The organism is Ktedonobacter robiniae (assembly GCF_016587375.1).
In the GTDB taxonomy this organism is placed as follows: domain Bacteria; phylum Chloroflexota; class Ktedonobacteria; order Ktedonobacterales; family Ktedonobacteraceae; genus Ktedonobacter; species Ktedonobacter robiniae.
Window position 1 is genome coordinate 155,176 of sequence record NZ_BNJG01000005.1, and the last position, 21,230, is coordinate 176,405.

The window sequence follows — 21,230 nt, forward strand, 5'->3', positions numbered from 1 at the left end:
CCCCCTATTTCTGGCGTTCTTCTTTTCCTCGGACAAGCGATGCCACGATGCCGAGGGCCGCGATGGCGGCACAGGCAAGAAAGGTCGCCTGAAAAGCCGTGTCGAAGATCCGTTGAGACTCCGCGAGGAGAACACCGCCGGGATGCGTGACCAGGATGTTCCCCGCAGCAGCGCCACCCAGACCAACAAAGATGGCTCCCGCAAGCGCGACACTCACGCTCTGCCCCATCGTGCGAGCCGTGGCCAGGAAGCCGGAGGCGCTGCCCTGGAGATCGCGGGGAGCCGCGCCGAGCAGGGCGCTATTATTGGGGGCCTGGAACAGCCCCTGGCCGATGCTGGTCAGGATCATCCGCCAGATCAGGCCAAAGATGGAGCTGTGTTCGTTGAGCTGGCTCATCAGTATCAGGCCCAGACAGGCGATGGCCAGACCGCCCGCTGCCAGCCAGTGCGAACCGATGCGGTCCGACAGTCGCCCGCTCACCGGCGCGATGAGCGCCAGCGTGAGGGGAACCGGAGTGAGCAGCAGGCCCGCCTGCAGCGGCGAAAAACCGTGGAGCTGCTCCAGCGAGAACGGCATCAGTACGCTGACGGCGAACAGGGCCAGGAAGCTGAGAAGCAGGCTTACCAGGGACGAGTCAAAGACGCGATTGCGCAAGAGTGCCAGCACCATCACCGGGTTGGGCACGCGCCGTTCGACGAACGGTAAGGTCACCAGGGCCAGCAGGCCCACCAGCAGCGCCAGCAGGATCAGCGGTGAGGTCCAGCCCAGCTCCTGGCCAAAGGAGAGGCCAGCGGTCAGTCCCGCCATGCTCACGGCAATCAGTATCGCCCCGAGTGGATCGAAACGACCCGTCTTGAAATGGGCCCTCTCTTTGAGGATGAGCAGGGAGGCCACCAGGCCCAGCAGACCGACGGGGACGTTGACGAAAAAGATCCAGCGCCAGGAGAAGGATGCCGTGAGCAGGCCCCCCAGGATCGGACCACTGCTGGTCCCCAGGGCAACGTTCATGGCGTTGATGCCCAGGGCGCGCCCCCGCTCCCGGGCCGGAAATGCGCTGGTGAGCATGGCGGGACTGACGGCCATCACCAGCGCTCCGCCCACGCCCTGCACCGCGCGCGCGGTAATGAGCAGGGAGAGAGACGGGGCCAGCCCGCAGAGAGCGGAGCTCGCCGTGAAGAGCAGCAGTCCCGCGATCCAGACGGCCTTGCGTCCCAGCAGATCGGCCAGGCGTCCTGCGGTTAAGAGCAGGGCGGTGGTCGTGACCAGGTAAGCGATGACGACCCATTCGATAGCCCCGCTCAAGGGCACGCCGAAGTTCTGGGCGATGAGCGGGAGGCTGATATTCACAATGGAGGTGTCAAGGGTCGCCATAAAGATGCCAATGGCGACGAGAAAGAAGATTGTCCATTTCCCGGCCGTCTCTTTCCCTGCTCCCCTGCTGTCTGGCGCCGGCTGTGAGAGCGCGAACGTGGCGGACTGCTGATGAGATTGTGCCTGTGGTAAGCGCATCGGTGTTTGTACCTTTCTTCTCTGCTGGCCCCGGGCCAGGACCTACGCAGTCACCTGCAGCGGTTCGCCGGGGGCCAGGACGCGCGCGGTAGTTTCAGGAGCGTGCCGGGCGACGGCATACTGAAACCTCCGGAGTACGTCCTCGGGGAGCCCGCGTACTTTAAGGTCTCCTGGTCCTTTTATTGCTTGTTTGAGCAAGCTATTATCATCATATAAAAACACGCTGGGGCTCTTCGTTTTCCGCTCGCTGCCCGCCTCACGATTGGGAGAGAGCGGCAGCGCGGTTCCCGTCGCTCCGGCAACCTACAGGGTCGCTCTGATGCTGATCGCGAAGTGCCGCACAAGGGTCAGCAGGTGCTCAGGCTGCTCGATCTGTGGCAGGTGACCGGCTTCTGGGATCGGTTCAAAGCGCGCGTTGGAGAACGATTGGGCATAGACACGACCATATTCAAGGTCTGCCACGCGGTCGCTCTCTCCCCAGGCCACCAGCACGGGGATGGTCACATACCTGAGGCGACGCTGGAGCTTGGGATCACCGCCCAGCCTCTGGCGGTCATACACATAGAGCGTCTCGGTATTGGCTTTCCTGGTGGCAATCTGCTCCGGGGTGATGGTCGACGGGTCGATGCGGAAGGCTGCGGGATTATGGAAGCTGAGGGCCGCGAGCTCCTGGGGAGCCAACGTAGAGACATCAGGAACGGGATGCCCCTCTACCTGAATCCCCACGCCATTGATCAGCACGAGACCGCGAAGCCGCCGCGTGGTATCGCGCAAGGCCATCGCAGAGGCGATCCAGCCCCCGACTGAGGAGCCAATAACCAGGACGTCACGCAGGTTGAGCCGTTCCAGGAGGTCCAGATAGGCGAAGGCGAGATCATCAATACTATCGAACCACTCCGGACGTGGCTCACCTTCAAAGCCAGGATGGGTCGGCACCAGGGTGTGCGCCTTGTCCAGCCCAGCAGCGATGCCCGCCACGGTCTGCGGACCGCCACCACCATGCAAGATGAGTATGGGACGACCGCTGTTCGCTCGCTCGTCAAAGCGTATGGTCAGACCATCGGCGAAAGACTCTTTGCGTGTCTCAGGAAATGAAGTGCTCATGGAATGTAGTTCTTTCTGTTGAAACCATTTCTCTTGTCTGATATTCATTGCTCAAGCAAGCAATAGAGAACGAAAAACTATCTGTGAGTGAGCAATCCTGCCACCTGGCGTGCTCTCTTGCTCGGGCAAGATCAGCGCGTCGCGGGTGACGGAACCACCTCGGTGTCGTAGCGAGCCATCAATTCCGTGAAGGCTGGCGCACCGGGAGCCATCCCTTCCTGGATGAGCTTGCTCATTTCTTCAAAGTAGTGGATATAGCGCGGAGGCGTGAACGTATTAAGGAAACGAGCGGGCCTGTCCGTCGGGTTGCTAAAGGTATGCAGAGCCCCGATGGGCACCATTACGAACGTTCCAGCGCCGGCTCGCACGGTCTCTGTCCCTGCCAGAAAATCTAATTCGCCTTCCAGGACGTAAAAGACCTCTTCATGCGCGTGATGGATATGAGCAGGAGGAGTGGGAGCATGGGGAGGCACAGTAAATTCCGCCACGCCCAGTGTTCCCCGCGTCTGCGTTCCATCTTCCTGAACGATTATTTGAATGGGACCAAGAGAGATGGCGCGTCCTTCTCCTGGTCTCAGGGCGATGACACTCATAACAACATCCTTTCATCGTTGCTTGCTCAAACAAGCAATATTGCAGTTCAAAGAGCGAGGTAAAAAGCGGCGCTCTGTTCCCAGAGCCGCGCTCGCTCGCCCGTGGTTTGTCTATCAATGCTTCGCGTGTTGCCAGGGGTGCGCGAGCTCCCTCAACTTATGAGCAATCCACGCAGCATCCGCGCCAGGACGCTATATGCGGCCTCCAGATCGAAGCTGGCGTCCATGATTTTTTGCAAGGCCAGCCCATCAAAGAGCGCGAGCAGGAGCGCCGCCAGGATAGTTAGATCGACAGTGGAGCGTTCCACCCCTTCTGTCCTGGCCAGCTTCTCCAGGATCGTCCCCATGACCGAGCCAATTTCCTCCCGTCGCTGTGCCAGCCGTTCGCTCACCGCTGGGGCGATGAGCGCGTTATGCAGACCCAGGGAGAACGATTCATAGCGCAGGCGATAGATGTTTTCGTCCTGTTCAACTCGTTCCGAGATCTGCGTCAGGAAGGCGTCGAGCGATTGCTCGTCGGGTATATGGCGGACCAGGTGCTGCATGCGTTGATGAAACTGCTGACCAGCGGCCTGCAGGGCCTCCACGAGCAACTGATCCTTGCCCCCAAAGTAATAATGCACCAGTCCAGGGGCTGCCTGGGCTTCGCGTGAGATCTCGCGCAGCGTGGTCGCGTCATAGCCCTTGGTTGCGAGCACCCTTGAGGCGGCGGCGATGATGCGCGCTCTCGTCTCTTGCGGTTCCTCAGTTTGTGGGTCTGTGGTATATTGCTTGCTCATGCAAGCAATATACCACAGAAGAAAAGTATCTGTCAAGCTTTTTGGTGACGAATTTTCTCATCGGTTCAGGAATCGGTTGCTTGTCACTACATGGGCTGGATGGGAGCAGCATGAGGATGTTTGAGGCGGGCCATGGTTGTAAATCCCAACATTAAAGGCTGTGTTGCAAAAAGGAGGAGGAGCATGATAAGTTTGGGCTTATTTCGAAGCTTGTGAGGAATCCCCGGTATGGATGTGTCTGCTCCTTTCAAATGGCGTCACTTTGAGACAGAGATTATTTGGCTCTGCGTCCGCTGGTATCCCCCGCTCTTCGCTCAGCTATCGAGACGTGGAAGAAATGATGGCAGAGCGAGGACTCTCTGTGGACCACACGACGATGTATCGTTGGGTGCAGCGCTATGCCCCTGAGGTGGAGAAGCGCTGTCGGCCTCATCTCAAGACGACCAATGATTCGTGGCGCGTGGATGAGACGTATGTGAAGGTCAAGGAGATTTGGATGTACCTCTATCGTGCAGTGGACTCTCAAGGGAACACCTTGGAGTTCTTGCTGAGCACAACCCGTGATGCCCAAGCGGCGAAGCGCTTTTTCGCGAAAGCGCTGGGTGCTGGTCACACCGTGACACCCCGCGTGATCACCGTCGACAAAAATGCGGCGTATCCCAAAGCCTTCTGCGAGTTGAAAGTGGAAAGGACTCTTGCTGTATCTTGTGAGCTCCGACAGAGCAACTATCTCAACAACCTAGCCGAACAAGACCATCGGTTCATCAAACGACTCGTCAAACCAGTTATGGGCTTCTTTTCGTTCGAGACGGCTTGGCGAACATTGCAGGGATATGAGGTCATACATATGATGAGAAAAGGGCAGATGCAAGGAGTGCGCAAAGGAGACAGCTTGGGGCAGGCAGCGTTCATCGCAGAACTGTTCGGAGTGGCCATCTAAGCACAGCAGAAGAATGGCGAAGCTCCGTCCTTGGTGTTCCTCTTCGGGTTTTTGCAACACAGCCGATTATCCTGCTTACCCCGGTGCGTACGTGTTTCCTGAAAAAGAAAAGGAAAGCTTTTTGTCTAGTGTCAGGAAGGGAGGAGAGTGTGGTGGTTTCTTCGTTCAAAAAAAGTGTGTGATCCTCATAGTTACAAGCCTGGTAATCTTAGTGTTGTTGGTATCAGGTATGCGCCAACAGCGCTTGCCTCTTCAAAGCGGGCAACAGTCGCCATGAGCCCCAAAGGGGCAACCTCGTCCTTAGCAAAGACAGGTAATGCAATAAAGAATGGCTATGGGTACATTCCCTCGAAGTCCTCGAATGGTAAACATTACCAAGTGAACGCGCAATACAAACAGTCAAACAACTACAACAGTAATAACAGTTACTATTCAGGAATCCACCAGGGAAACAGTGGGAATCAGGGATATAACAGGGGCTTCAATCAGGACAACGGCAGCAATAGCGGGAACCAGATAATCAATGCTAGGCACACTTTTGGAAACCAGATGAACACACAAGTGATCGGCTCAAACGGTCCAGGAGGCAACAACAATAATAACAGCTATTATTGGGGAGTTGATCAGGGCAATAGTGGGAATTCGGGATATAACAGGGGCTTCAATCAGAACAATAGTAGCAACAGTGGGAACCAGATAATCAATTAGGGGATGCTCTTAAGATGTTGTTTCATATTCTCGGGTAGTCAGGTAAACCATCAGGAGAACACTGTTGTAAAGGAAAAGCCCTTATAGCACTTGCTATAAGGGCTGGTTTTATCATCTTTGTTAGCGTCTACGCCGCCGATATTGAACAGCAGGGTGATCATTGCCATAGTCGTCAAGAATGGGGCTATGTTGCAAGAAGTAAGCGGATCTGCTAAATTTGAGAGAAAAGAGCAAAAGAGGGGTCCCGTTATGACAGCTCAGCATCCATTCAAATGGCGTCATTTCCAATCCGACATTATTCTCCTGTGCGTACGATGGTACCTCCGCTATGCTTTGAGCTACCGGGACTTGGAAGAAATGATGGCGGGGCGGGGGCTTTCGGTCGACCACACGACGATCTATCATTGGGTCCAACGCTATGCCCCAGAACTGAATAAGCGATGCCAACCACATCTCAAGCCTTCCAATGACTCCTGGCGGGTCGATGAAACATACATCAAAGTCAAGAAGGAATGGATCTCTCTCTCGAGTCGTTGACTCACAGGGCATTACACTCGACTTCGTACTGAGGTCGACCAGAGATGGGGAAGCCGCCAAGCGCTTCTTGCTGAAAACGCTCGCCACCCCTCATTGCAGCGAACCACGCATCATCAACGTGGACAAAAACGCCGCCTACCCCAAAGCCTTCGCTTCGTTGAAAGCAGAAAGGTACCTTCCTGAACACTGCGCATTACGGCAGATCAAGTATCTCAATAATCTGATTGAACAAGACCATCGCGCGCATCAAACGGTTGGTGAAGCCGGGGATGGGTTTCTTCTCGTTCGAGACGGCCTGGCGAACACTGCAAGGATTCGAGATGATGAACATGATGCTGAAAGGACAGCTACAAGGGGGAAACAAAGGAGATGTGAAAGGTCTGGTTGCCTTGGTTACCAGGCTCTTTGCAGAGGTTGCCTAAACAGAACAACGGGAGACATTCTCTGCTCATCTTGTTTTCTTCATCATTCTTGCAACACAACCCTCTAGCCTTCTCCTCTGTCAACCGCACTCGATAGCGTGTCAAGTCACGTAACTCTCGTTGTGGGCCAGAAGGGATGAAACTGGCTTTGAGCAGCCCATGTTGCAAGAGGTCTGCGATGTTGGGTGGGGCATCAGCCTGTGTGAGCCAGGACGGCAGGTGCCACAGGCCCGTCAGAAAGACCACGAGTAAGCCAGCAATGACCATGGTTGAACTCCAGATGTCGGTGCTGAAGTGTAAGGCATCGGCTTCAAGGGCCTGGCTTCCTACCTTGCGGGCGACCCGTAAAAGGACGCGCGAGCGTGTCACATCCACGAGAATGGAAACTCCCATCACGAGGAAGGCCCAGAGACTGATCTCAACATTTCCTTCATGCGTGAGCAAGCGTCGTATGGCTTCAACAATGACCCAACCCGCCGTCGCAAGCAAGAGCAGGGCCTCTAGAAATGCAGACAGGTTCTCAAATTTTTCATGCCCATAGTGGTGCGTTTCATCGGCTGGACGGGAGGAAACCCGAACCGCAAAAAGCGTCATCAAGGCAGCAATCAAGTCGAGACCAGAATGGGCCGCTTCAGCCAGAATGCCCAAGCTGCCCGTCAAGATTTCAACCAGCAATTTCATAGCGGTCAGTCCAAGGGCCGCTCCCACAGAGGAGAGCGCGACCAGCTGTTTCTCTCGATGAGGAGCGTGCTCTTGATGGGTATGAAGTCTCTGTTGTGTCGTTATGATACGTCCTTTGTCGATCGTGTGGTCTGGTCAACGTAGGGTGAAGAGAGATATATTTCGACACGCTACCAGGAGGTTCCTCTTCCTGGCCACAAAGACTATTTCTGTAGAGCGAGATGCATCGGCACTTCCGGGAGAGCATTGTATCCGATGTGCTGCCTCTTGTCTAGAGAAGGCGAGAAAAATATATTTCTAGTCGATAAAATATTTTTTTACAACGTTTAAAAATGAAATCAAGACGAAAAAATCGGGTAAAGTGCGCCTTTCTGCTCCTTTTACCCTCGCCAAGCCAGGGAAAAGGTTGTATTATTTATGCAATGAGCAACGGCAAGAAATGACGCTCCCTTGTGACACATCATATTCGGGTCGCTCCAACGGAAGATGTATTCTGAGCATACGTCTTGTGGTCTTGCTGCTCTCCTGGCGACGCTTCGTCTTTCAAGGATGGAAATGGAGGCTTGATTCAAGCCTGTATGACGAAAGGATGACATGAAACAGCACTCATTGCGTCTGTATATGTTTTTATCGATTGCTGCCGCGCTGGTAACGATGGCCGTCAAATTTCTCGGCTACGCGCTGACTGGTTCAGTTGGACTGTTTTCTGATGCTGCTGAGTCCGTGGTCAATCTCGTGGCAGCCCTGGTGGGATTGTGGGCAGTCACCCTGGCAGCACGCCCTGCCGATGAAGAGCATACCTATGGTCATAGCAAGTCGGAATATTTTTCCAGCGGTGCTGAGGGCGCGCTCATCCTCATCGCAGCGCTGGTGATTGCCTATGAAGCCATACCACGCTTGCTTCATCCCGAACCTATTGAGCAGGCCTACCTGGGACTCAGTTTCTCCGTGCTCGGAGCGGTCATTAACGGCGTGTTAGGTTGGTTTATGCTGCGAGAAGGGAAGAAGGAGCGCTCGGTTACCCTCCAGGCCGATGCCCATCACTTGTTCGCTGATGTCTTCACGACCGCAGGGGTCCTGGTGGGGGTGCTTCTGGTTGCATTGACAAAGTGGTATATTCTTGACCCCATCGTTGCGCTTCTGGTCGCTGCCAATATCATATGGACGGGAATCAAACTTTTACGACAAACCGGTTTAGGATTACTTGACACGGCCCTTCCACCAGAAGATCAGGAACAGGTCAAAGAGATTTTAGCAACCTATCAACAGCAAGGGATCGTGTTTCATGCTCTACGCAGTCGAATGGCAGGAAGGCGCCGCTTCGTCTCCTTCCACGTGATCGTGCCAGGACAATGGACGGTGCTCAAGGGGCATAAAGTTTGTGAAGAGATTGAGCGGGCCATACGCGAAGCCTTACCAGAGAGTACAGTCTTTACCCATTTAGAACCCAAAGAAGATCCGGTGTCATTTGAAGATATCGAGCTTGATCGAGAACCTCACCTACTCTAACCGATGTGCAGGTGAGATTGTGAGCGTGCCTGAGATCTCCCATGTGAGGACGTGCGAGCACCACACATTCATCGTCATAGTGTGTGTACCAGTCAGAGAAGGGCTGAGAATGCCAGTGGCATCATTCTCTCCATTGGAGAATCAGCCCTGATCCGATGATGGAGCATAGGATGCGTATCTGCGACCATTAGAGAAGAGGATGCCTAGCGCAATGACCTTCTCGGGTGCAATGACCTTGCCTTCTGGCTGTGTGCGGAGGATTTCTCCTGGCGGGTGTGGCGATCTCTGTGACGCTTCCACGATCCCACCATGATGCGTAAGCATCATTCCCGTTTTCTCCACCGATCTATTGCTTTTCTGTAGCCAGCCATGTATGCTTTTTTGAACGTCTGCTGCCCTATGAAGAAGGAGAAGCCGCATGACTGAGCGCAAGAAGCGTCTTTTGTTTCTCTGTGCGCATCGCTCTATTCGGGAGTTGATGGCGGCAAGTCTCCTTGAAGCGCAAGCCCCTGGGGAATGGAATATTTGGATTGTGTCAGGAACATTCGCGCCGCAGGACATCACTCTGGTTCGTCAGGTCCTGGAGGAGATTCAGGTTCCTTTGCTTCTCTCCCCGCCCATGATAGAGCCATCCTTTGACCACTCCTGGGATGAGGGTGTGGTCATCTGCAGTGGGGCAACCAATCAATGACCAGTGATTCCTAACGCTGGTCGGCGTCATCTCTGGTCGGTTGAGGATGTTTCCTCTCTAGAAGCCTCTGAAGTGGAACGGCTGCATATCTATCGCCGTCTACGTGTAGCGCTTTCCCAGGCCATACGCATACACCTCTTACTTCGAACACAGCTTGCGATGATCCCACAGCACAAGTAGTCTCAATATACTCTTGTGATTGTGAGTGTATGGAACCTCGCGACCTAGAGGACATCCTGAGTGACATTCATGAGTTGTTCGAGAAAAAGGGAATAGCGGTCGCAATGTAACCGGGGTTTGGAGGTCAAGAGGGAAGAGGCTGAAGTGAAATCGCATCGCTTCAGCCTCTTTTGCGTTCTCTCATGCTAAACGCTTCAATTTCTAGGAGAAGGAAACTTCCCTTCTGTTCTTTGCTTCTACTGAATTGGGGGCGACTGCAATATGAAGAGATGATGAACTAGATCTTCTTTTTGTCCTCTCTACAAAAGTAAATCAAGCTCATAGTCTCTTATAGTAAAAAGGATAGGAGGGCTGTGCGTCTGTCTCACAGTCCTCGGCTTGGTAAAAAAAGGATCAACATAGAATGGATGTAACGAGACGCAAAATCGTCCAGTCCCTTGCTGCTGGGGTTGCTGCTGCTGTTTCCGGCCCGACCAGAGCTGCTTTTCCCTCGACTATTGATGACCCTCCAACTAATACCTCCACCGTGCCACAGCCGATTGAGGGCCATCTTGGGGCGGATGATCCCGGCCCGCGCAATGTGATACTTGATCGACTAAATCCCGATATGTTAACGCCGCCGCCAACTGACGCTGGCAACATGCCGAACCTGAAATTCTCGTTCAGCAATGTTCCCATGCGGCTGACAGAGGGCGGCTGGGCACGACAGGTCACACAGGTCGATTTGCCAATTGCGACAAGCATCGCAGGCGTGGATATGCGTTTGAAACCGGGAGCGATCCGTGAGTTGCACTGGCACCCGGTTGCTGAGTGGGCCTATATGCTTGTTGGGACTGCCCAGGTGACATGCCTTGACCCGCAAGGCCGCAACTTTGTGGGAAATGTCGGCGTCGGTGACCTGTGGTACTTCCCCCCTGGCTATCCCCATTCTATTCAAGCCCTGGAAGAAGGCTGTGAGTTCCTGCTCGCCTTCGATAGCGGGAATTTCTCTTAGAATGACACCTTTCTGCTCAGTGACTGGTTCGCGCATACCCCCAAGGGAGTCCTGGCAAAAAATTTTGGCGAGCCTCAGAGCTATTTTCAGCATCTCCCCTCTCCATCACAGCGGTATATTTACCCGGGCATTGTGCCTGGTCCGCCATCAGTTATGCAGGTCTCCTACCCCTATGGCCCTGCGCCGCAAAGCTTCACCTACCGGATGCTGGCACAGCCACCAATCCAGGCCCCGAAAGGCACGGTGCGCATCGTGGACTCCAGCAGTTTCCATGTCTCGAAGACCATCGCGGGTGTGTTGCAGGATATTGAGCCGGGCGGGATACGGGAGATGCACTGGCACCCGAATGCAGATGAGTGGCAATACTACATCGAAGGCAGCGGGCGCATGACCGTGTTCGGGGCACAAGGCAAGGCACGTACCTTCGATTATCAGGCAGTGTGGGCTATGTTCCCACAAACATGGGCCACTTTCTTGAGAATACAGGAGAAACGAACTCGTGCTTCCTGTCATTATTCAAAACCGCTCACTTTGCCGAAATCTCCCTGGCTCAGTGGATGGCAGTGACTCCACCCGAACTCGTGCAGGGAGATCTGAATCTACCTCAGGAGGTGATGAATGCCCTGCCGAAGAAAAAACCGTTCATCGTTTAGCTGATCTAGTGAGAGTGATCCAGCGGAGAGTGATCAACGTTGACTCATGCTTGCTAGATCAACGAGAACACTTGTTGCTCAGGGATCTCGATATATCCCCATTCTGAAACAGGATGTTGCTTCCTTCTCTGCTCTGGTGGCTGCCGCCAGAGCAGAACCCCGCCTTATATTTACAAGTGTCGATTTGAGAGGCGGCGTCGTTCTAACTGATATGCGTAAGAAGCATGGTGGCGACATATCATGTGAGTCCAGGGAAAAAGTCTTTCTTTATCTGGTTTGGCCTCACGTGCATATGCCTCAGCATCTCTTCAGAGGCTCGTACCATCCCTGGCGGCCCAGACAAGTAGTACGTACGCTCTCTATAATCTGGGACAGTAGCATGAATGACTTGCTCATTGAGCCTGCCCACCAGGCCCGGCCAGTTGCGTGGAACGGCTGTTGTATCGGTCACGATAGGGTATACTTTGACGCCGAGTTGGGCTTGCGCTGCTTGGAGAACGTCGACGTAAACAATCTCACTCGCAGTTCTGTTGACGTAGAAGAGAACGATGTCACGCCTCTCCTGGGTATCAAGGAGGTACTTCAACATGCTTCGAAAGGGCGTAATCCCTATGCCACCTGCAATGAAGACGAGTTTTTGTTGCGGGTTTGCGGGAAGGGTAAAATCTCCTGCGATCTGAGCCGCCACAATTTTTGTCCGACCGTCCATTGTGGTCATGGCACGCTTAAAAGAGCTACCCTTGGCATAAAAGCGTATGCCTACGTGAACCAGTTTTTCTGTTGGCGATGAGGCGAGCGTAAAGTACCGCCGATTTCCTCTGCTATCGGCGTGAGGATGATCGAGTGTGAACTCCATATATTGCCCTGGGGAAAACGCTAGCCGTTGAGAGGGTTTGAAAACGAAATCCACCACACCGGGGACCAGTTTGACCTTCCTGCTTAATGTCAGCAGCACTTTTGTCTTCGGACTCACCAGGTACGAGAAAACGTTTCCAAGAACCAATGCCATCTCGGGGGTTGAGTACACTGGGCCGATATGCAGTTGTGGAATGAAGAGCACGCCAACGAGTGCGGCGTAAAGCCGCCGTAGTGATTTGGTCGGGGAGCCGTTAGTGGTTCCGTGAGCATGATCGTGGTGAAGAAAAAGAGAGGAGACCCGACCAGCATTTGTTTCAGATGTGTGAGAAGCGTGTTGCCCTGTAGCAGCGTTAACATGCATGAGCATGCCAGCACAACGCCACAACACACGAGAACGACATCCTCCTGGCGCATCTTACGCGCTACCAGCCAGCCACCAAAGAGGACGAGGGGTAACATGTCTGTCGTTCCCACCCACCAGCTTGCTGACTTATTCAACACAACCGCAGTAATGACAACCGCGATTGCTGCCGGATTGAAGAGGTGTTTGTGACGCACGGCGAGTATGTATTTAGAAGCCATTGCCAGGATCGCTGCCCAGCCGAGGAATTGGATATCACCGGAAGACTGGGCTGGATCGAGAATCAATGCCAGAATGAGCGCTGTGATTGTAGCTGATTCAACATTCGCTGGTACGGCAAACACACGCGTCAGAATGGTATTCATGGCCCAACACATGATGAGCAAAAAGAGCGTTGACGCCAGGAGCATGAGTGGGGAAAAAGAAAGGAGCTTAAAGCATGATAGGAGCATTGCTAATCCGAGCATCCCTATCAGGACATAGAGTACCAATCGGTACATAGTGATTCTATCTAAGACATAATCTATGGGTTTGGTTATCATTGGTGACACACATACCTTTCAAAGCCACTGGTAAAGGTTGCTCTGCCTTGAGCATCAATCATATATCCTTCTAATCCTGCTACCTTTTCGAGAAAGTAGATGCCCCTTGTTCCCATCGCAAATGCAGCGGTTGCGAAGCGATCAGCATCATACACATTCGTCGCAAGAACCGTGATGCTGACAACATCCAAAATGGCCTTCCCTGGGTGGTAGGGGTCATAGATGTGTTGTCCACGGATGGTGGTGCCAGAGGTTGCAACACCCTGATCGGTGAGTGTGAGAACTTTTACGTGCTCTGTGCGATGAAAGGGATTGCGGATACCAATCCTCCAGGGATGCCCGTCTTTGTGACCTGCTACCTGAATATCTCCTCCAGCATCAACGGCGAAATTTCGGAAACCCCGGACCTCTAACTGATGAGCGGCATTCCGAATGGCCCATCCTTTCACGATTCCCGAAGGATCATAGACTCCATCGCGCTGGATATCAAAGTAGCCATCCGTCTCCTCCTTTGTTTGCTCGCTCAGTGTGAGAACAGCTCTCATCGTGTCACTGTATTGGGCAGGAGAGAGTTCTCCGTGATTGATTTTTGAGATGTCGCTAGTCGTTTTGTAGGTGCTGAAGATGGTATCGACCCAGGCAAAATAGCTGAATACTTTGTCCAGATCTTCCTGAGTCACGAATGGGTCGACGACCTCGACTGTAATGGGCATCCCCATAAGTAGGCGTGTGTGTTTCATGTTTATTTTGCCTGAGAGAGAGCGTCGGTAAGCGATTGTATAAAAGCGTTGCTCGTATCTGTGGCCCCCGAGACCAGGTCGACTTGAGCACTTTGTGCTTGAATTGCTTCTTGGGAGAGGATGGGGTCTGCGTAGGCATTAATAGAGATTGATCGGCTTCGATCGCTTGGATACTGCAAAAACGCTACAGACGTTATTTTTCCACTCTGAATAACAGCTTTTACCTGAACATTGCCCCAGGTCGCATCAGCAACACTTCCGTCATATGAACCATCTTTGTACGAGCCGGAGCCGGATGGGCCTGCTGAACTGGTAGGAGGCGAGGCCACATTTGTAGGAGATGTGTTTACCGATGAATTTGAATTGGTCGGACCGGTCGGTAGGAGCGCGACAGCATTTGAGTGATACAAAAAGCTGTAGAGGAGGAAGGCTCCTATGATAAGCACGGCAACGGCGAGTTTTTTCATGGGTCTATGTAACCTCCCAAAATTATTCTCATTGGTCTCGCACGCAACGATGCTTTTTGCCCGACAAAGTGTCAGGCGGCAGGCACCAATTTGGCAATGCTTGCTCGGTCGTACCTATGGTATGCCCCTTGAGTATAAGGAAGGAGAGGGGCAACATATTTGGCATAGCATCAGGCCGGTCTGTTAGCGGCGAAAGTTTTATTCTATTGGTAGTCTCAGTATAGCCATTGACGCTGAGCGCTGCATCGTCTCTTTCGCCATTCTTTCGATACCTCTTTTGACAGTGGCGGAAGCGGCATTGATAGCAAGTTTGCGGCTTACTTTGACTATTTGGCGGCGAAGGCAAAGGGATGAGTATGTAGCATGGAGAAAAGAAGCGTTTGGTGCCTGCGAGAAGGAGGTATTCGAAGTGATTGAGCGTCAGTGTATCAAACTGGTGCCTAAAACCTCTACCTTCAGCCGTACGGAGTCGTCACCAGTTTTCATCTCTTTCATCGTTGGGTGACAAAATACCGTAGCGAATGGCGACCGTGATAGCTGACGCTCGCGAAGTGACATTCAGTTTCGTATAAATACTGGTCAAGTATGCTCGAACTGTTCTTTCCGCAATGCCCAAATGCCTGGCGATGTCTTTACTCCGATCACCGCGTGCAACCGCTATAAGGACTTCTCTCTCTCGCTCGGTTAAATCGATGGCGCTTTGATGGCTCAGATGACTTGCGCGAGGCTCGAAAGGCGCGGATTTTGTTGTATACGAGAGAAGTCGTGCCATGATATCAGGTTGCATCAGGATTTCTCCTCTGGCTGCGGCACGGATCGCGTTGAGTAAGGTGTCTAGCCGAATATCCTTGAGCAGGTAGCCACAGGCTCCTGCTTGTAATCCACGAATCATGAGATCATCTTCATTGTAGGTCGTGAGGATAAGAATGGCGACTTGTGGAGAGCATCGGCGAATTTGCTCAATGGCGGTGATACCATCCATAGAAGGCATACGCAGATCCATAAGAACCACATCTGGCTGTAATTCTTCCACCAGTCGTAAGGCTGTCTCGCCATCCGCAGCGTCACCAACGACCTGAAACTCATCACTGACCTCTCCTAGCATCAAACGCACTCCTTCGCGAATAATGGTATGGTCATCGACGATCATCACGCGAATTTTTTTATTCATCAGGTGCCCCTTTCTGCTCGAGCGATATCTGGAACCGTAATACCGTCCCCTGTCCTTGCTTGCTCTCTACATCCAGGCAACCACCTATCAGGCGTGCGCGCTCGTGCAGGCCAAGCAGACCGTAATGTCCAACCTGCGTCGCGACAACTGTGGGGTCGAATCCTTTTCCATCATCGCGTATTTCTATGAGCAATTGTTTCTTATCGCGAACGGTCGTACAGATGGCGCGAATCCAGGCATGGTGGGCCTGGGCATGGCGGGCGATGTTGGCGAGACCTTCAGTAATCACCCGTAGCACATGTATCTGTTGTGTGGAAGAGGTAAGCGAGAGTGCATTAAGGTCAACGCTACAGGCTATGCCAGTGGCTCTGCTGAAGCGGGCGACCTTTTCCTGTACTGTGAGTGTGAGGCTCCCAACATGTTCTGCATCCATGCGCAAATCATAAATGGCGCTGCGGGCCTCTGCCAGCGTTTCTCGTGTTTGTACCATTGCCTGTTGAATGATATTTTGTGCAGGCTCATAGCGTTGGTTGGTCAGTCGTCGATCTGCGACCTCTAATTGCATGGCTAAGCCAGCTAGACCTTGGACCAGGGTATCATGTAATTCACGTGCCATACGCTGCCGCTCGGTAGTGAGGGTGAGTTCCTCCACATGGAGGGCGTAAGCAGAGAGCTGAGCGTGCGCAATTTCAAGGTCCTTGAGCAATTTCTGCGCCTGCTCGCGTGCGTGTACCTGCTGGAGGTAGAGAACGGTAAAGCTGACGGCAAACACAAAGATTGGTGCGGCAAATCCTCGTAGTGCTTCTCCTAGTTCGTGAGGAATAGTGACGTAGAGAATAAACGTAGCCAGGAGCAAGGAAGCGATATAGGTCCCAATCGCTATCAGGCGGGTCTGATGTTGAAAAACGCTGGTTTCTAAGATAAGTGTGAGATAAAGGCCAATCGTGACATCCCATTCATGAATGAGAATGCAAAGGCCCAGTGCGAGCAGACTTTGGAGGAGGCACATCAGTAATTGCTGTGCTTGCGATACTTGCGTGAAGCGATCCGAAAGGTAAAACCAGTGGATGAGGATATGAATAGTCATCAAGGTCGTAAACAAGAGGATCTCTGGAAGGCCGAGTGTATGCTCAGGACTCCCTTGCAGTCGAAGCCCCCAGAGATAGATGAGGCCCAGCCACAATAATATAAACCAGCGAAACAGGCGAGAATGATAGGAATCCATGTATCGGCTCTCTTTGGCGCTGTGTAATCAACAAACGTTGGCACACATTATAGCACTCATGGTGACTGCCTGATAATGACCTCTTCTGACAGTGTCGAAAGAGGCAAATTTATAGTGTAAAAACAATGAGAATGCCTTGGTTGGAAGGCTTTGTTCCATAGGCTGGGTATGTTTTGGGGATAAAATAGTATATATCAGGGGGTATTGTCAACTTAATTGAAATTGTAGAGCTTATATAAGAGAAACAGACCTCAAAGTGGGGATTGCACCTTTTTCAGGTTCTCCTCCTGGTTTCCGGGGCCTGGACCTCATGTGTTCCCTGTCTGAAGTGCCTGCTCCCTGATCCCTTCAATTGCGCACGGGCCTCTCTGGCCTGCTAGATCACGTCGGGCCTGGGATCGGAAAGCCTGGCGCGCAAGGGCGGGAGGGCGCGCATACCTCCCAGCTTCTCCAGAGCTTCGGCCGCGAGCCTACGGACATCAGCGTCTGCATCGCTGAGCGCGGTGAGCAGCGGCTCGACGGCGCGTACATCTCCCAGCTTGCCCAGGGAGATGGCTGCACTTCCACGGACCCGCCACTTCGCATCGCGTTCTCGACGGTGCTCATACGGGACCAGGACGTTGCCTGCTGGGCATCGCAGGGTCCCATCGGGTTGGAGAGGAAAGTCGGCTCCTGTGAAGCGGCCAGCTTTCCAGGACGTCGCGGTGGCGGGTGGTGCATACCCCGAGGCAGGCGCAGAGGCAGGAGGTGAGGACGGAGGCGTGGGGGCGAGTTCAGGCTGTGGTGGGATGGCAGGTGCAAACTCTGTGGTGCGTAGCGGTTCAGGTACCAGGATATGCCCCGATTCCAGGCGCACGTTCCAGGTCCACTGTGAAATGCATTGCCAGGCTTCCTGTCCCCAGGCCGAGTGGCTGCACCAGCGGTCCGGCTCTTGTTCCTGGTCTTCGTCTTCCAGAGCCGTTTCAAACGCGCCGCGATGCAGATAAAGAGACACCACATCGGAGGCGGTGAAAGCGCTCTGAGGGAGATTGGTCAAGAAGAGTTCATACACAACTCCGTTGCGGATGCGTCCGACCTGCCGTTTCTTTTTCTTCTTGGCTGGGGCCGGGTGGGTGGCCACAATGATACGCACGAGCGGTCCGTCCTCGTTCAGGCGTTGGCTGGGCAGTCGTAGAGCGCGCGGCAGATCCCGCTTTCGGAACTTCGGAGGTGCTGATCAGCAGGCAAGTGCAAGCGCGTCTGGACATCGGCGCGGAGGCCGCAGGCAAGCTGGCGCGCCCGAACAAGGCCATGAAGGCTGAAGCAAAGGGATGCACAGCCTCATAGAACGCTTCCAGGGTCCGTTCGCCACTGATCGCATAGCCGAAGAGTACGGCGAGAAAGTCAAGCACGTCGTAGCGTCCGAACCGCCGTCGCGCAAAACGCACGCGCTCGCAGATCTTGTTCAGGATTCCTTGCTTCTGAAGGTGGGATGCCACCAGAGTGACTTCACCCAACCAGGATGGGAGCGCAGGTTGCGACTCCGCTGAGGTTTGGATACGTACCGATCCATCGGCGATACTGATCATGTCTGCCTCCTTGATGGGAAGAATGTGGTTTTTCCCTTTCAATGAGGCACATTTCTCAGCTTATTCGCTACAAGGCGCTAGCTCATTGCGCATGTCGTGGGACTCTCAGCGTCTGCTTGCCGTTTACCTGACCTTTGACCAACCTTCTTACCGCTCAGTCATGATGGTGTTGCGCATTTGCGTACAGCGTTTTGAACGACTTCCCCAATTCGTTGTGGTGGATGGCGGGCGCGAATTCCAGAGCGTCTACTTTGACAGTTTCCTGGCCCGCTATCGCTGTACCAAGAAGACGCGCCCCTGGGCGAAACCCCACTTTGGGTCCGTCTGTGAGTGGTTATTCAAAACGACCAATGATCAATTCATCTACAAATCTAGACCAGAAAAAGAGACTGCTCAGAACGTACAGAAAGTAATGTTAAGGATCTTTGCGGTTCTTCGTTGTAGAAGATATTTGTATCGAACTGTAGATGATGATAAGGTGGTAGATGATGAAGGTACAACGTGTCCGTCTCTCCAACGAGCAGGTAACCTGGATGGTACTGGACGACGACCATACCCCAGTCCAACCAATTCTTGCTTACCTCAAGTATCTCCACAACCTGGACCGCAGCCCTAATACGATCCGCGCGACGGCCCATCGGTTGAAGTTGTTCTGGGAATATCTCCGCGACGAGCGTCTCTGTTGGAAAGAGCTGAATATTGCTCAGATTGCGGCGTTCATTTCCTGGTATTGTCAACTTAGTGATCAGAACAATGTTTTGTTCTGATCACTAAGTTGACAATACCTTCTCGCATCCCCAGGCCGTTGACTCCTTCCACGGTGAAGCGAGTCAGATGGATGCGCACCGTTCTCGGATGGCATGAGAGCGTCGTCGCAATCTCTTGAGGCGTCTTGCCGGCCCAGCTTTCGACCACCATTTTGGCGTAGAATTTCCAATCGGCGGGTGCGTGGTGGCTTGCGGCCAGCTTGCGCACCTGGCGTTCTTCCCCTTCATCTTGCGCTTCCACAAGAACGCGATCCGCGCTGCTGCTCTCCAAAAGGATGGGGCCAATGATCAAAGCTCATAAAATACGGCTCCATCCTACTGAAGAGCAAAAAATCTATTTTGCCAAAGCCGCCGGAACCGCTCGATTTGTTTGGAATTGGGCGCTAGCTGAGTGGAACCGCCAACATGAGGCGGGAGAGAAGCCTACCGCGCTCAAGCTCAAAAAACAATTCAACGAGATCAGACGCAAAGTGTTCCCTTGGACCTGGAAAGTGACCAAGAACGCTTGTGACCAGCCTTTCTTGGACCTGGGAAAAGCCTGGGCCATCTATTTTGACGGGCAGAAGAACGGGAAACGAAGAGGCCGCCCCAAGTTCAAAACCAAGAAATGCTCAAAACCTTCATTTTATCTCGCCAATGATCAATTCGAACTTGGTGATCATCGTCTTTGGATACCCAAGCTTGGATGGGTCAATCTGGCCGAGAATCTTCGTTTCAAAGGCAAGATCACAGGTGCACGGGTGACAAAAACGGCGGATTGGTGGTTTGTGAGCATCACGGTTGAGCGTTCCGATCAAGCGAGTGAGCAAAAGCCGAAACGTGTGGGAGTAGATGTGGGTTTGAACCGACTGGCGACCTTGAGTACCGGCGAGGGATTTGAAAACCAAAGATTCCTCAAAACAGCACAGAAGAAGCTGAGGCAGGCTCAACAACACCTCTCTCGTTGCAAAAAGGGATCAAAGAACCGCGAGAAGGCGAGGCGCAAAGTTGCACGACTCCATTACAAGATTACCTGTTTACGCAATGATGTCTTGCACAAGCTGACCACGCAGATTGCCATGAGCTACGGCGTTGTGGGGATTGAATCACTGCATCTTCGGGGCTTGATGAAAAACCGGTGTCTTGCTCGCTCGTTTGCGGATGCGGCATTAGGCTCTCTTTTGACCTTACTCACAAGCAAAGTCACACACAACGGTGGCCTCGTGGTGAAAGTGGATCGCCTGTTCCCCTCGAGCCAACTCTGTCATCAATGTGGCTGGCGCTGGCATGACATCACACTTGCCGACCGCCTCTTTGTCTGTCAAAACCCCAACTGTCTCTGGCAAGGGGATAGAGACTGCAACGCTGCGACCAATATCTTAAAGGAAGCCCTTCGCTTGGTAGGGCTCAATGACCAAGCCGCGCTCGGTACTGGCTCGGACGGCGCGTAAAAGTCGCTTGTGGACCTGGAGTCAGACCAAAAAGGCAATCGCCTTCAGGCATCTGGGAGTGAAGCAGGAACAACGAACGGTGTGGCAAATCTATGCTTGCATACGTTTGACTACATTAATCGGAGCAGGTGATGAGGGTCACGTGCTGCTTTTGACAGTGCCCACCCAGTTCCAGGATACTGTAGGCGGTATCTCCCAGCAGTGTGATTGGCAGTGTAGGGAATCAGCGCCGTACCAGACTCATCATTTGATGTGCCCACATGCCTACCGTTTTGTGCCGTTTCCCCAAAGTTGTGCTCACCTCCGGCGTGGTCGTCAGGACACACAAAAAAGGCAACGCGCACGGTTGTTTTGTCCAGGGCAGGGTGACAACTGCGGCCATCACGATCCACCGGAGCCCTGGACTGCTGACTGACCTCTTGCGGCTGGAAAGCATGCTATCGCGGTAATGGCCACGTTTGTTGATCTGGCTGCCCCAGCGTCGCTCCAGCGTTTCATCGATGACCAGTTCCAACGTCCCGCCTGCTTGGACGAAGGTATCCACAATCCGTTGCAGCAACTGCCGACTCACAGCCAGCGGCGACCAGCGCGCTCGGTTGAGTACCTGATGGAATGTACTGAAGTTCGTCTCTAACTCGTTGCCCGTATGGCGGAGAGCAGCAGCAACCGTGCGGCGTCCATGAGCCAGCAACGTGCCAGTCAACAAGATCATCAGTTTTCTCCACGTCGGAGCAGTAAACAATGGTCGAAAAGCAGCAAGAACCTCTAGAATGGGATCGGGAAGCGCCATGCGTTTTTCT

At 53.4% G+C, this 21,230-nt stretch carries 21 protein-coding genes and 4 pseudogenes; 8 read left to right on the forward strand and 17 right to left on the reverse strand.

Annotation, left to right across the window (positions count from 1 at the left end):
* Window positions 1-4: 4 nt before the first annotated feature.
* The 5 genes from JMJ04_RS43205 to JMJ04_RS43225 all read right to left on the reverse strand — a co-directional run bounded on the left by JMJ04_RS43205 (window position 5) and on the right by JMJ04_RS43225 (window position 3,986).
* A complete protein-coding gene (locus JMJ04_RS43205; protein WP_201376570.1) occupies window positions 5-1,510 on the reverse strand; it encodes an MFS transporter in 1,506 nt (501 codons plus the stop codon).
* A 42-nt stretch (window positions 1,511-1,552) separates the two neighbouring features.
* Window positions 1,553-1,732, reverse strand: a complete 180-nt coding sequence (locus JMJ04_RS43210) for a hypothetical protein (RefSeq protein WP_201376571.1) — start codon at window positions 1,730-1,732, stop codon at window positions 1,553-1,555.
* An 81-nt stretch (window positions 1,733-1,813) separates the two neighbouring features.
* On the reverse strand, window positions 1,814-2,614 hold the full coding sequence (locus tag JMJ04_RS43215; protein WP_201376572.1) for an alpha/beta fold hydrolase: 801 nt from the start codon (window positions 2,612-2,614) through the stop codon (window positions 1,814-1,816).
* 131 nt (window positions 2,615-2,745) lie between these two features.
* Entirely contained in the window at window positions 2,746-3,207 is a 462-nt protein-coding gene (locus tag JMJ04_RS43220) for a cupin domain-containing protein (RefSeq protein WP_201376573.1), read from the reverse strand.
* A 152-nt stretch (window positions 3,208-3,359) separates the two neighbouring features.
* Window positions 3,360-3,986 (reverse strand): TetR/AcrR family transcriptional regulator, encoded by a 627-nt coding sequence (locus JMJ04_RS43225; protein WP_201376574.1) that lies wholly within the window; start codon window positions 3,984-3,986, stop codon window positions 3,360-3,362.
* 228 nt (window positions 3,987-4,214) lie between these two features.
* Between JMJ04_RS43225 and JMJ04_RS43230 the strand changes: the two are divergent.
* Together JMJ04_RS43230 and JMJ04_RS43235 are read left to right on the forward strand one after the other, a co-directional pair.
* Window positions 4,215-4,926 (forward strand): annotated as a pseudogene (locus JMJ04_RS43230) (IS6 family transposase).
* A 957-nt stretch (window positions 4,927-5,883) separates the two neighbouring features.
* Window positions 5,884-6,593: pseudogene (locus tag JMJ04_RS43235) on the forward strand (IS6 family transposase).
* On the opposite strand, the gene JMJ04_RS49315 reads toward JMJ04_RS43235, so the two are convergent.
* Window positions 6,519-7,301 carry a cation diffusion facilitator family transporter gene (locus JMJ04_RS49315; protein ID WP_420799592.1) on the reverse strand — a complete coding sequence of 261 codons (783 nt, stop codon included), beginning with the start codon at window positions 7,299-7,301 and terminating at the stop codon, window positions 6,519-6,521. The pseudogene JMJ04_RS43235 and the gene JMJ04_RS49315 overlap by 75 nt on opposite strands.
* 567 nt (window positions 7,302-7,868) lie before the next feature.
* Here JMJ04_RS49315 and JMJ04_RS43245 point away from each other — a divergent pair.
* Window positions 7,869-8,783 carry a cation diffusion facilitator family transporter gene (locus JMJ04_RS43245; RefSeq protein ID WP_201376575.1) on the forward strand — a complete coding sequence of 305 codons (915 nt, stop codon included), beginning with the start codon at window positions 7,869-7,871 and terminating at the stop codon, window positions 8,781-8,783.
* Between the two features lie 141 nt (window positions 8,784-8,924).
* On the opposite strand, the gene JMJ04_RS43250 is transcribed toward JMJ04_RS43245, so the two are convergent.
* Window positions 8,925-9,110, reverse strand: coding sequence for a hypothetical protein (locus JMJ04_RS43250; protein ID WP_201376576.1), 186 nt, complete (start codon window positions 9,108-9,110; stop codon window positions 8,925-8,927).
* A 91-nt stretch (window positions 9,111-9,201) separates the two neighbouring features.
* On the opposite strand from JMJ04_RS43250, the gene JMJ04_RS43255 reads away from it, so the two are divergent.
* Both JMJ04_RS43255 and JMJ04_RS49320 read left to right on the forward strand, forming a co-directional pair.
* Window positions 9,202-9,474: a hypothetical protein gene (locus JMJ04_RS43255; protein WP_201376577.1), complete on the forward strand. Its 273-nt coding sequence runs from the start codon at window positions 9,202-9,204 to the stop codon at window positions 9,472-9,474.
* A 583-nt stretch (window positions 9,475-10,057) separates the two neighbouring features.
* A pseudogene (locus JMJ04_RS49320) lies at window positions 10,058-11,301 on the forward strand (cupin domain-containing protein).
* A gap of 238 nt (window positions 11,302-11,539) precedes the next feature.
* Here the strand turns inward: JMJ04_RS49320 and JMJ04_RS47665 are convergent.
* The 8 genes from JMJ04_RS47665 to JMJ04_RS47680 all read right to left on the reverse strand — a co-directional run bounded on the left by JMJ04_RS47665 (window position 11,540) and on the right by JMJ04_RS47680 (window position 18,233).
* A complete protein-coding gene (locus JMJ04_RS47665; protein WP_236039127.1) occupies window positions 11,540-12,157 on the reverse strand; it encodes an FAD-dependent oxidoreductase in 618 nt (205 codons plus the stop codon).
* Window positions 12,158-12,270: 113 nt separating this feature from the next.
* Window positions 12,271-13,020, reverse strand: a complete 750-nt coding sequence (locus JMJ04_RS47670; RefSeq protein WP_236039128.1) for a hypothetical protein — start codon at window positions 13,018-13,020, stop codon at window positions 12,271-12,273.
* Between the two features lie 38 nt (window positions 13,021-13,058).
* Complete coding sequence (locus JMJ04_RS43270; protein ID WP_201376578.1) at window positions 13,059-13,802, reverse strand: FAD:protein FMN transferase; 744 nt, start codon at window positions 13,800-13,802, stop codon at window positions 13,059-13,061.
* A gap of 2 nt (window positions 13,803-13,804) precedes the next feature.
* Window positions 13,805-14,269 (reverse strand): FMN-binding protein, encoded by a 465-nt coding sequence (locus JMJ04_RS43275; protein ID WP_201376579.1) that lies wholly within the window; start codon window positions 14,267-14,269, stop codon window positions 13,805-13,807.
* A 472-nt stretch (window positions 14,270-14,741) separates the two neighbouring features.
* On the reverse strand, window positions 14,742-15,440 hold the full coding sequence (locus JMJ04_RS43280) for a response regulator transcription factor (protein WP_201376580.1): 699 nt from the start codon (window positions 15,438-15,440) through the stop codon (window positions 14,742-14,744).
* Window positions 15,433-16,665, reverse strand: coding sequence for a sensor histidine kinase (locus JMJ04_RS43285; RefSeq protein WP_201376581.1), 1,233 nt, complete (start codon window positions 16,663-16,665; stop codon window positions 15,433-15,435). The genes JMJ04_RS43280 and JMJ04_RS43285 overlap by 8 nt, the downstream gene beginning before the upstream one ends.
* Window positions 16,666-17,041: 376 nt before the next feature.
* Window positions 17,042-17,797: a HEAT repeat domain-containing protein gene (locus tag JMJ04_RS47675; RefSeq protein ID WP_236039129.1), complete on the reverse strand. Its 756-nt coding sequence runs from the start codon at window positions 17,795-17,797 to the stop codon at window positions 17,042-17,044.
* On the reverse strand, window positions 17,709-18,233 hold the full coding sequence (locus tag JMJ04_RS47680; protein WP_236039130.1) for a hypothetical protein: 525 nt from the start codon (window positions 18,231-18,233) through the stop codon (window positions 17,709-17,711). The genes JMJ04_RS47675 and JMJ04_RS47680 overlap by 89 nt, the downstream gene beginning before the upstream one ends.
* A gap of 103 nt (window positions 18,234-18,336) precedes the next feature.
* On the opposite strand from JMJ04_RS47680, the pseudogene JMJ04_RS49325 reads away from it, so the two are divergent.
* Window positions 18,337-18,598, forward strand: a pseudogene (locus tag JMJ04_RS49325) (integrase); the annotation flags it as partial.
* Between the two features lie 120 nt (window positions 18,599-18,718).
* Entirely contained in the window at window positions 18,719-19,000 is a 282-nt protein-coding gene (locus JMJ04_RS43300) for a site-specific integrase (RefSeq protein ID WP_201376582.1), read from the forward strand.
* Here the strand turns inward: JMJ04_RS43300 and JMJ04_RS43305 are convergent.
* Window positions 18,972-19,241 (reverse strand): helix-turn-helix domain-containing protein, encoded by a 270-nt coding sequence (locus JMJ04_RS43305; RefSeq protein WP_236039131.1) that lies wholly within the window; start codon window positions 19,239-19,241, stop codon window positions 18,972-18,974. The genes JMJ04_RS43300 and JMJ04_RS43305 overlap by 29 nt on opposite strands.
* 43 nt (window positions 19,242-19,284) lie before the next feature.
* Here JMJ04_RS43305 and JMJ04_RS43310 point away from each other — a divergent pair, with 43 nt between their 5' ends.
* Window positions 19,285-20,430 (forward strand): RNA-guided endonuclease InsQ/TnpB family protein, encoded by a 1,146-nt coding sequence (locus tag JMJ04_RS43310; protein WP_201376583.1) that lies wholly within the window; start codon window positions 19,285-19,287, stop codon window positions 20,428-20,430.
* A 223-nt stretch (window positions 20,431-20,653) separates the two neighbouring features.
* On the opposite strand, the gene JMJ04_RS43315 is transcribed toward JMJ04_RS43310, so the two are convergent.
* Window positions 20,654-21,220, reverse strand: coding sequence for a transposase (locus tag JMJ04_RS43315; RefSeq protein ID WP_268887434.1), 567 nt, complete (start codon window positions 21,218-21,220; stop codon window positions 20,654-20,656).
* Window positions 21,221-21,230 lie beyond the last annotated feature (10 nt).

Excerpts from the sequence above, each read along its gene's own strand:
- JMJ04_RS43205 (WP_201376570.1), bottom strand. The coding sequence starts at position 1,510 with ATGCGCTTACCACAGGCACAATCTCATCAGCAGTCCGCCACGTTCGCG.
- JMJ04_RS43215 (WP_201376572.1), bottom strand. The coding sequence starts at position 2,614 with ATGAGCACTTCATTTCCTGAGACACGCAAAGAGTCTTTCGCCGATGGT.
- JMJ04_RS43220 (WP_201376573.1), bottom strand. The coding sequence starts at position 3,207 with ATGAGTGTCATCGCCCTGAGACCAGGAGAAGGACGCGCCATCTCTCTT.
- JMJ04_RS43225 (WP_201376574.1), bottom strand. The coding sequence starts at position 3,986 with ATGAGCAAGCAATATACCACAGACCCACAAACTGAGGAACCGCAAGAG.
- JMJ04_RS43245 (WP_201376575.1), top strand. The coding sequence starts at position 7,869 with ATGAAACAGCACTCATTGCGTCTGTATATGTTTTTATCGATTGCTGCC.
- JMJ04_RS43250 (WP_201376576.1), bottom strand. The coding sequence starts at position 9,110 with ATGATGCTTACGCATCATGGTGGGATCGTGGAAGCGTCACAGAGATCG.
- JMJ04_RS43255 (WP_201376577.1), top strand. The coding sequence starts at position 9,202 with ATGACTGAGCGCAAGAAGCGTCTTTTGTTTCTCTGTGCGCATCGCTCT.
- JMJ04_RS47665 (WP_236039127.1), bottom strand. The coding sequence starts at position 12,157 with ATGGAGTTCACACTCGATCATCCTCACGCCGATAGCAGAGGAAATCGG.
- JMJ04_RS47670 (WP_236039128.1), bottom strand. The coding sequence starts at position 13,020 with ATGTACCGATTGGTACTCTATGTCCTGATAGGGATGCTCGGATTAGCA.
- JMJ04_RS43270 (WP_201376578.1), bottom strand. The coding sequence starts at position 13,802 with ATGAAACACACACGCCTACTTATGGGGATGCCCATTACAGTCGAGGTC.
- JMJ04_RS43275 (WP_201376579.1), bottom strand. The coding sequence starts at position 14,269 with ATGAAAAAACTCGCCGTTGCCGTGCTTATCATAGGAGCCTTCCTCCTC.
- JMJ04_RS43280 (WP_201376580.1), bottom strand. The coding sequence starts at position 15,440 with ATGAATAAAAAAATTCGCGTGATGATCGTCGATGACCATACCATTATT.
- JMJ04_RS43285 (WP_201376581.1), bottom strand. The coding sequence starts at position 16,665 with ATGGATTCCTATCATTCTCGCCTGTTTCGCTGGTTTATATTATTGTGG.
- JMJ04_RS47680 (WP_236039130.1), bottom strand. The coding sequence starts at position 18,233 with ATGATCAGTATCGCCGATGGATCGGTACGTATCCAAACCTCAGCGGAG.
- JMJ04_RS43300 (WP_201376582.1), top strand. The coding sequence starts at position 18,719 with ATGATGAAGGTACAACGTGTCCGTCTCTCCAACGAGCAGGTAACCTGG.
- JMJ04_RS43310 (WP_201376583.1), top strand. The coding sequence starts at position 19,285 with ATGATCAAAGCTCATAAAATACGGCTCCATCCTACTGAAGAGCAAAAA.
- JMJ04_RS43315 (WP_268887434.1), bottom strand. The coding sequence starts at position 21,220 with ATGGCGCTTCCCGATCCCATTCTAGAGGTTCTTGCTGCTTTTCGACCA.